This is a genomic window from Candidatus Thermoplasmatota archaeon, from assembly GCA_018814355.1.
Classification (GTDB): Archaea; Thermoplasmatota; Thermoplasmata; order UBA10834; family UBA10834; genus COMBO-56-21.
Map to the genome: position 1 here is coordinate 1 of JAHIZT010000130.1, position 6,927 is coordinate 6,927.

The 6,927-nt window shown below is 52.5% G+C and carries 6 protein-coding genes; 5 read left to right on the forward strand and 1 reads right to left on the reverse strand.

Annotated elements, in window-relative coordinates; genetic code table 11:
- The coding region (locus KJ653_10050; protein ID MBU0686169.1) for a hypothetical protein at positions 1-226 on the reverse strand (226 nt) is incomplete at its 3' end.
- A 141-nt stretch (positions 227-367) separates the two neighbouring features.
- Between KJ653_10050 and KJ653_10055 the strand changes: the two genes are divergently transcribed.
- The 5 genes from KJ653_10055 (at position 368) to KJ653_10075 (ending at position 6,229) form a co-directional block, all read left to right on the forward strand.
- Entirely contained in the window at positions 368-1,588 is a 1,221-nt protein-coding gene (locus tag KJ653_10055; GenBank protein MBU0686170.1) for an IS5 family transposase, read from the forward strand.
- Positions 1,576-2,328 carry a hypothetical protein gene (locus KJ653_10060; protein MBU0686171.1) on the forward strand — a complete coding sequence of 251 codons (753 nt, stop codon included), beginning with the start codon at positions 1,576-1,578 and terminating at the stop codon, positions 2,326-2,328. Before KJ653_10055 ends, KJ653_10060 begins: the two co-directional genes overlap by 13 nt.
- Before the next feature lie 897 nt (positions 2,329-3,225).
- Complete coding sequence (locus KJ653_10065) at positions 3,226-4,077, forward strand: hypothetical protein (GenBank protein MBU0686172.1); 852 nt, start codon at positions 3,226-3,228, stop codon at positions 4,075-4,077.
- A 362-nt stretch (positions 4,078-4,439) separates the two neighbouring features.
- On the forward strand, positions 4,440-5,687 hold the full coding sequence (locus KJ653_10070; GenBank protein MBU0686173.1) for a hypothetical protein: 1,248 nt from the start codon (positions 4,440-4,442) through the stop codon (positions 5,685-5,687).
- A 47-nt stretch (positions 5,688-5,734) separates the two neighbouring features.
- Positions 5,735-6,229: a zinc ribbon domain-containing protein gene (locus tag KJ653_10075; GenBank protein MBU0686174.1), complete on the forward strand. Its 495-nt coding sequence runs from the start codon at positions 5,735-5,737 to the stop codon at positions 6,227-6,229.
- The last annotated feature ends 698 nt before the right edge of the window (positions 6,230-6,927 follow it).

Below are 6,927 nucleotides of genomic sequence, written 5' to 3' on the forward strand. Positions count from 1 at the left end.
AGAAATCTCGTCTCGCATCCTCTTCGGGCGGTAATGCAATCGCTGGGACTTGCGATGCGCCGCCTGAGAATCCCATGTTCCTCAAGTTAGTAGTCCAGCTCGCGTTACATATACTCTTGCCGGGCATCCCACGGAGAGAGCCCTCCTTGCCCTTCTCCAGAAGTCCATCGTGCTCTGTAGAAACCCTCTGAAAAGCGACATCCTGGAAAGGTAGAAACGTCGGCACGACATGGCCCCACCCTGGAGACAAGCCAGTTCCACAAAGAGTTGTCTTGGCTCCAAGGGATGGGATGGCCTCGTGCCGTGGGATGGGAAGAAAGCGAACCAGCATAAACTGGTTCGCATCGTTCGTCGTCAGAAGAGGGTCTTGAAGAGGGCCAGATACCCTCTTCGAGGGTCGAAGTATGCGAATCACCTGTACACGGATCACCAGCATGTGGTCCTGCTAGCGCTCCGCCAACACTTCAGGAAGTCGTACAGGGACTTCTGCGAGATGCTCGAGGTCTGCACTGAGATCATGGACGAGCTTGGCCTGAAGAGGGTGCCTCACTGGACAACGCTCCAGAAGTTCTCCAGGCGTGCGGACGCGAGGAGGCTGGAGCGCCTCCTCCTCGAATACTTGGTGGAGGCGAGATTGAGTGTATTGCATCTGGCCGTTGACTCGACGGGGTTCAGCTCGACATCTGCGAGCACTTATTACACTCGTGTGCTCGAGGACAGGAAGAGCAAGATCGGTGGACACCGTCGGGGTGTCCTTACGCGCCACTACATGAAGCAGACGGTGGCGGTGGAGACGAGGAAGCAGCTCATAGTCGCGGTGAAGTTCAGGCGAGGTCCGTCGAATGATTCGCCGGACTTCCCGCGCGTGCTCGAGAAGGTTCGGCCAGCCGGGCTTCCAGTGAGGCTCGTCGTAGCTGACAAGGGCTACGACGCTGAATCGAACCACGAGTACGCCCAAGAGGTCCTGGGTGCGCGGACGATGATCCCCGTCCGCTACCGAGGGCCGGGGATCAGGGTGGGAGGACGGTACCGGAGGAGGCATCTGAGGGATTTTGATGAGGACGCATATCACGAGCGCGCGAAGGTGGAGACGGTGTTCTCTGTGGAGAAGCGGAAGATGGGGTCGCATGTGCTGGCTCGGGTTCCGAGCCAGCAGCACAAGGAACTCATCTTCCGGGCATTCTCATACAACTCTGGGAGGATGGAATCTCTCTTTTTGCTCTTCATCGAGGATTTCTACAAAGCACAGCCTCGGAAAAGACCTCTATGTAGAAATGTCCCGCTATCCTATTCGATATCGACTATCTTCTTCTCAAATCCCTTCATTCTCACGGATCCGGGAGCTATCGGACATGCCTCTATTCGCGGTCTACGCCGCACTATGGCAACTTCGTCCCTTGTCAAGGATTTGCCCCAATCCATAGGACGCACTCGAAGTGCACTCTTTTCCCGGGGTCGGATCAGTGACGGAATATCGTATGGTCTTTCGACTATTCGTATCCTGCGGACACTAAGGGACGATTTCATCATAACATCCATAGGGGAGGAAAGACGATTGCCCTCAGGGGAATCATTGTGGACACAATAACTCAGGTTGTATTGTATGTCATTGTTGCGGTTCTAGCTTCGTTGTTTACCTATGTCTTCTCAATTAGGACAACTAAAAAGAGCAGACTCTATGACGCCAAGATGAAGGCGTATGGCGACGTCGTCGGTCTCTACCAAGAAGCGCTGATAGGCTTAGATAATCTATCCACTCTGCAAGATGTGGATGCTTCGGAGAAGGACGGATTCCTGCCGAATTTCATAAACCTGTTAGGAGAGCTGAGTGGATTGGGAGACACTGCCACTCTGACCATGATCTCCGACCAGAGCAAGTTCTCGAAATCCCTCAAGCAGATGGGGGAAGTACAGTTCATCGAAAGCCTCCGCTCAAAGGCAACAATCCTGAACTCAGATAACATTGCCAGAAGTCTGAAGGAGGTCAGACTGAGAGCAGGGCAACTGGCCCTGGTGAAGCCGACAGACGCCGTGAAGCAAGGCCTTAACAGAATCCAGGAATTGTTTGCTTCAGGCGGAATAGCGATATTTCAGAAGGCGTTTGAGAGATACCCCGAGGTTTTCGGCGAGATTGATATTCCGGACGAGTTGAGAGCGAAGGTTCTGACCCCTGAGAAGTGGAGAGAACAAGTTGGAGCAGCTCTTCAGGGCTTGGTCAATGCAATGCGGGCAGACCTAGACAATACGCTCTCAATCATCGCCAGACGAAAGGACAAAACAGAAAAGCGAGAAAGAAAGGGGTTTAGGTCCGGCCTCAATTCCCGCTGATTGACGCTATTTGCCCTCTTGCTGGCCATGAACATGCGGATTCCGCGCAGAGTAGCCGAGTTCCTTTCCACAGATAGGACATGTGCATACTCTCTGCGCGCATGAGTTGTGGAACTGCTTTCCGCAGCCGTCCGAAGCGTCCGAAAGACCTTAGGGACATAGGATGATTCGGGGCTAGGGGAAATGGATGAGGGCTGACGCACTTGCACTTGGCGCGATTATGCTTGTGGGCGGTATCGGACTCGCGATCTGGGCCAACGCCCAAGCCGATGAGATGGGAATGAGTCGCATTGTCTATCCCGAAGAGTATGATTCATACCAGGCGATGGCCGTAGTTGGGTTGTTGGTGGGAGCGTTGGGAGCTGGAATAGCACTCTATGGCCTTGCTTCGAGTCCTCAGCAAACGATTCATGCTAGGAAGATCCCAAAGACTCAGACGGGTATGAATCAACAACGAACCTGGCAATGTGCTCCACGAATCGGGGAAGATGCTCCAGCCCCTTCAGGTCAGACAACGTATTGCCCGTACTGCGCTTCGCCTCTCGTTCCTGGCGCGCCGTATTGTCCTGGATGTGCGCGCCCAGCCCAAAAATAGGAAAAGGTAAGGGGTTTGTGCCGAGCCGTCAATCCCTGCTGATTGAAGCGCAACACGAGACAGTCTGGTTGTTCCGAGTATCCATTCTGCAGGAAATGCGTCGGAAAAGACCATAGGGGAGGAAAGTCAGAAGCCAGGCTGGATTCTGAGAACGTTTAACTACTAATGTTCTCATTGATGGGCACTGGGAAGTGGCTAATCTGGCGTTGTTCAAATCACCTGAACAGGTTCTGCAATTAGGAAATGATGCGGTGATTCGAGGAAGTTTTGCTGAGGCATTGCAGAACTACAAGTCTGCTTCAATGAAGTTCTCAAAACAGGGCAATGTGATGTTGTCGAGACTCGCTGACGGCTATGCCGCGATAGTCGCGATTGCACAGAACCCCTCTAACACAAGTCTGTATCATCCAGCTGTCCAATCGGTCCGTTCATTGGGAGACATTACGCTCAAGTTGGGCCTGAGAGAGATCTCTGCACCAGCTCTTGCCAACGAGATTCAATTGTTGGCATCCGAAATCGACATTCTGAACGCAAGAGCAGCAACCTCAGCAGAACATGCTGAAAAAGCGAACAAGCTGAGAGAACTCGCCATGAGATTTCGAACCCAAACTGCCGACACAGTTCTCGTTCTGCCAGAGCTGTTTCTCAAGCAATCCGTTTTGGGCGAATCAAAGGCCGCATCACTTTCTGCTTATGCAGAGGAAGAGCTGGGAGAATCACTTGTGTTGGGCAATCCAAAGGCGGCAGCCGAACACTATCAGACTGCCAGACTCTTGTGGATGCAAGCAGGACGCCAAGAGCTTGCGGATGGCGCCGCCTCAAGAGTGCGGTCGTATGGAAGGGCAGCAAGATGTTGGTTTTGCGGTCGCGAAATCTCTGGTGAGGGTGTTCATTTTCTTTCGATGCCGAGCGATCTTACCGACCTCTTGAGGAAGACAGCGAAGGACAGCGCCTTGCCAGCATTTGACCCGTCGCAATCCAGAATCTACGCGTGCAAAGGCTGTCACAGCGCCATCTACAGGATGGCGGATGCCCTGGCAATGGAGAGAATGCAGGAGCTTGAGACAAGAATCAACATGCAACTGAACCAGATAAGAGAGAGCATTGCCGAGACGCAGCGTATGATCTCCAATATGAGATCTAGGATGAGATAATGGTCGGCACTGCGGGAGACCCTACGAGCACTGTAAGAGTTCTTGCGCTTAGGTGCAAGTCTTGCTCAGCTCCTCTTTCTGCGAGACCATCTGAGGACATAGTAACTTGCGAATATTGCGGGTCGACCCAAAGACTGATTGATGCCAGAGCTTTTTATGACCAGATATTAGCCCAGGTAAATGCCTGGGTCAGGCAAGCTATGCCACCTGGATTGGGTTCGTCCGTCACTAGTATAGTGGACCCTCTTGCCCGCCATATGGTGTTCACTAATAACATTCAACCCCGACTCAGCACGGAATTCGGGGAATATCGTTTCGCTTGTCTCAACATTCTGTCCCACCCGCTTCTGGTACTTCCGTACATGACGGAAAGTACTGTCGCTGTAAGAGACAACTCACAAGATGTCTTCTTGTTTCACGCGAAAACACAGTCGATACAACCTCTTGCTGTTGACGACGACAGCAAGTCCCTATTGTCTGAGATAAGCGGACTATCTGTCGCTTACGCATACTTACTCAATAACGTCTCTCTAATGTCAGAACTTAAGCCTGAGCGCTACCATTTCATGCGGCAGAACCTGGAGGCCGCGGCCGACGCCCTGAAGAAAATTCCGAAATACAGCGGCCTTTTTCAGCGAGTGAAAGGAGCAGCAGCTTTGTCTCATGGATTGGATCTGCTCACTACTCTGCGACCAGTCGAAGCTCAGGCACATTTAGAGGAAGCAAGAGGCCTATTTGAGGAAGCACAGAGGATTGTCTCACAGAATCCGGAAATGGCCATCATGCTGCAGGCCATCAAAATGGAACTCTCAATAACGAACAGTGCAAGGTATCTCGCAGACGCAGTTGCATTGAGCCCAGGTGGAGACGTTTCGGCGGGAATCATGCCTATCAGGAATCTACTCAGTATCCTCGGAACCATTCAGAGAGACGCGCCGCCATTCTGGCGCCCCCGTTTCCAAAACGCCACCCACCACGAATACATTCTCAAGACTGTTGCTGAGATAAGAAGAGCAACTTCAGGCTCAGGGACAATCCGAATGATCTCTGGCAGCGGAACGATGCTCTTTCCTTTTTGGGCCGTTGACATACCCTACACATTCCAGACGGGATCGCTCTGGAAGACGCAGGGGGTCGAAGTCGTCGAATCCGTTCTTGTGTCTGCCACTTTTCCGATGGACCGTGGCGCGATTACCGAGGTGGATCCTCGCCCCGTCCTAACAGACGTTTTCTGTGCGCGGGAAAGGAGAGGTTTCTTGGAGGACTCCTATAGGAGGATGGCTGGCAAGGAAACCACAATAAGTGGTGGAGGTCCGGTTAGGGATTCCATTCGTCGTGCTCAGCCAGGTAGACCAACAGGCATGAAAGTCGTTCCGCCTCTGAGCACAGCCCAAGACTCCATCGCAATCGTCCAGTCCTATGTTACGAGGGCCTGCCAAACGGACAGGACAATCCAAAGCCAACTCAGGTTGAGCGCTCCCCGGGTCATAGATATGGTCTTTGTTTCTGGAACTCCTGGTGGAGGGAGGCCAAATGTCATGCCCTGGCTGGGCGGACTCGCTCCTACATCCGTCGGGGACATTAAGGTCCTGACGGCAATTGCCCTTTAACGTAGCACACATAGGGAGGAAAGGCGATAGGGAGGTGAGGATTTGCCATGAAGTGCCCTCGTTGTGGGAGAGACATTGGAGAGGAAGCGAGATTCTGCCAACACTGTGGCTATCAGATTCCAGGGGGTACCCAATCAGTGCAAACTTGGGGACCTCCGATTGCCCAACGTCCGCCTGAAAAGAGCCATCTGACAGCGATTGTTATAGTGCTGGTTGTCGTTGTGCTCGTCATCCTTGCCGTGGCCTTGCTTGCATTCGTGGGCATGGGATCGAAAGCCACTGTTGTCATAAACGTCTATTCAACACATCTCCTGTTCACGGTTGACTACACCCTAAGTGCGGACTACAAACAAGTTGCCTCGGGCACAATAGCCCCGGGTCAATATGTCATCTACACACACACGTTCTACTGGCCATCAGGAGAACAAAAGACTTTGCATGTATCTGCCATTTCGACAGGAGGAGGCTTTGGAAGTCAGAGCGACTCTGATGACATCTTCATGTCGGACGGTGGCCAGTATACGGTGAATCTCCATATTTGAGATGACGGCTGCGTGAGAACGAGAAAAAGGAAAAGGGTTTGAGCCGAGCCGTCCGAAAGACCTTTGATAGGAGAGACGATACAAGTGCGAGGAATTTGCAATGAGGTGTCCACACTGCTATGCGGATGTTGGGAACGACTTTGGGAGTCACTGCGGGCATTGCGGAGGGGCATTGCTAGTTCAGTATTCAGAGCCACAAACACGAACGTCGGTTGCGAGAACCCTTGCACTCATTGCGGTTGGTATCATCGCATTTTGTCTTTTGGTCGGTGGCCTCATCGTCGTCAATACTGACCCCGCGACATACTACGACACCCAACGCAATGGCAAATCGACAGCACACGAGCGACGGGTGTCATACTTTCAGAGCTAGCCATTGCGTTGATTGCCGTCGCGTTCGTGGGTTTCCTCTTCAATCCGAGACCCTAGAATAAGGAAGATGTAAGGGGTTTGCGCCGAGGTCTCAATCCCTTTTGATTGAACGAAAAGAATAAATGTCTGGCTCGGACACCTGACCTTTCCGTAATTAAAGCTTATGAGCTCTGCCCAGGTGTCATCGAGAGGGCACTTTCGCGTTCCTCCTCCGCAAACTGTGAAGTCACCGTCGCCCACTCCATGGTTTTTGGGAGTCTCATGAATTCTGATTCGAGTCACATTTTAGAACACTCAGCAAGGACCGACCAGTGCCCTGACTGTGG

What these genes read in the sequence shown, in the direction of transcription:
- KJ653_10065 (MBU0686172.1), top strand. Translation starts at nt 3,226, where the DNA reads ATGAAGTTCTCAAAACAGGGCAATGTGATGTTGTCGAGACTCGCTGAC.
- KJ653_10075 (MBU0686174.1), top strand. Translation starts at nt 5,735, where the DNA reads ATGAAGTGCCCTCGTTGTGGGAGAGACATTGGAGAGGAAGCGAGATTC.
- KJ653_10070 (MBU0686173.1), top strand. Translation starts at nt 4,440, where the DNA reads ATGACGGAAAGTACTGTCGCTGTAAGAGACAACTCACAAGATGTCTTC.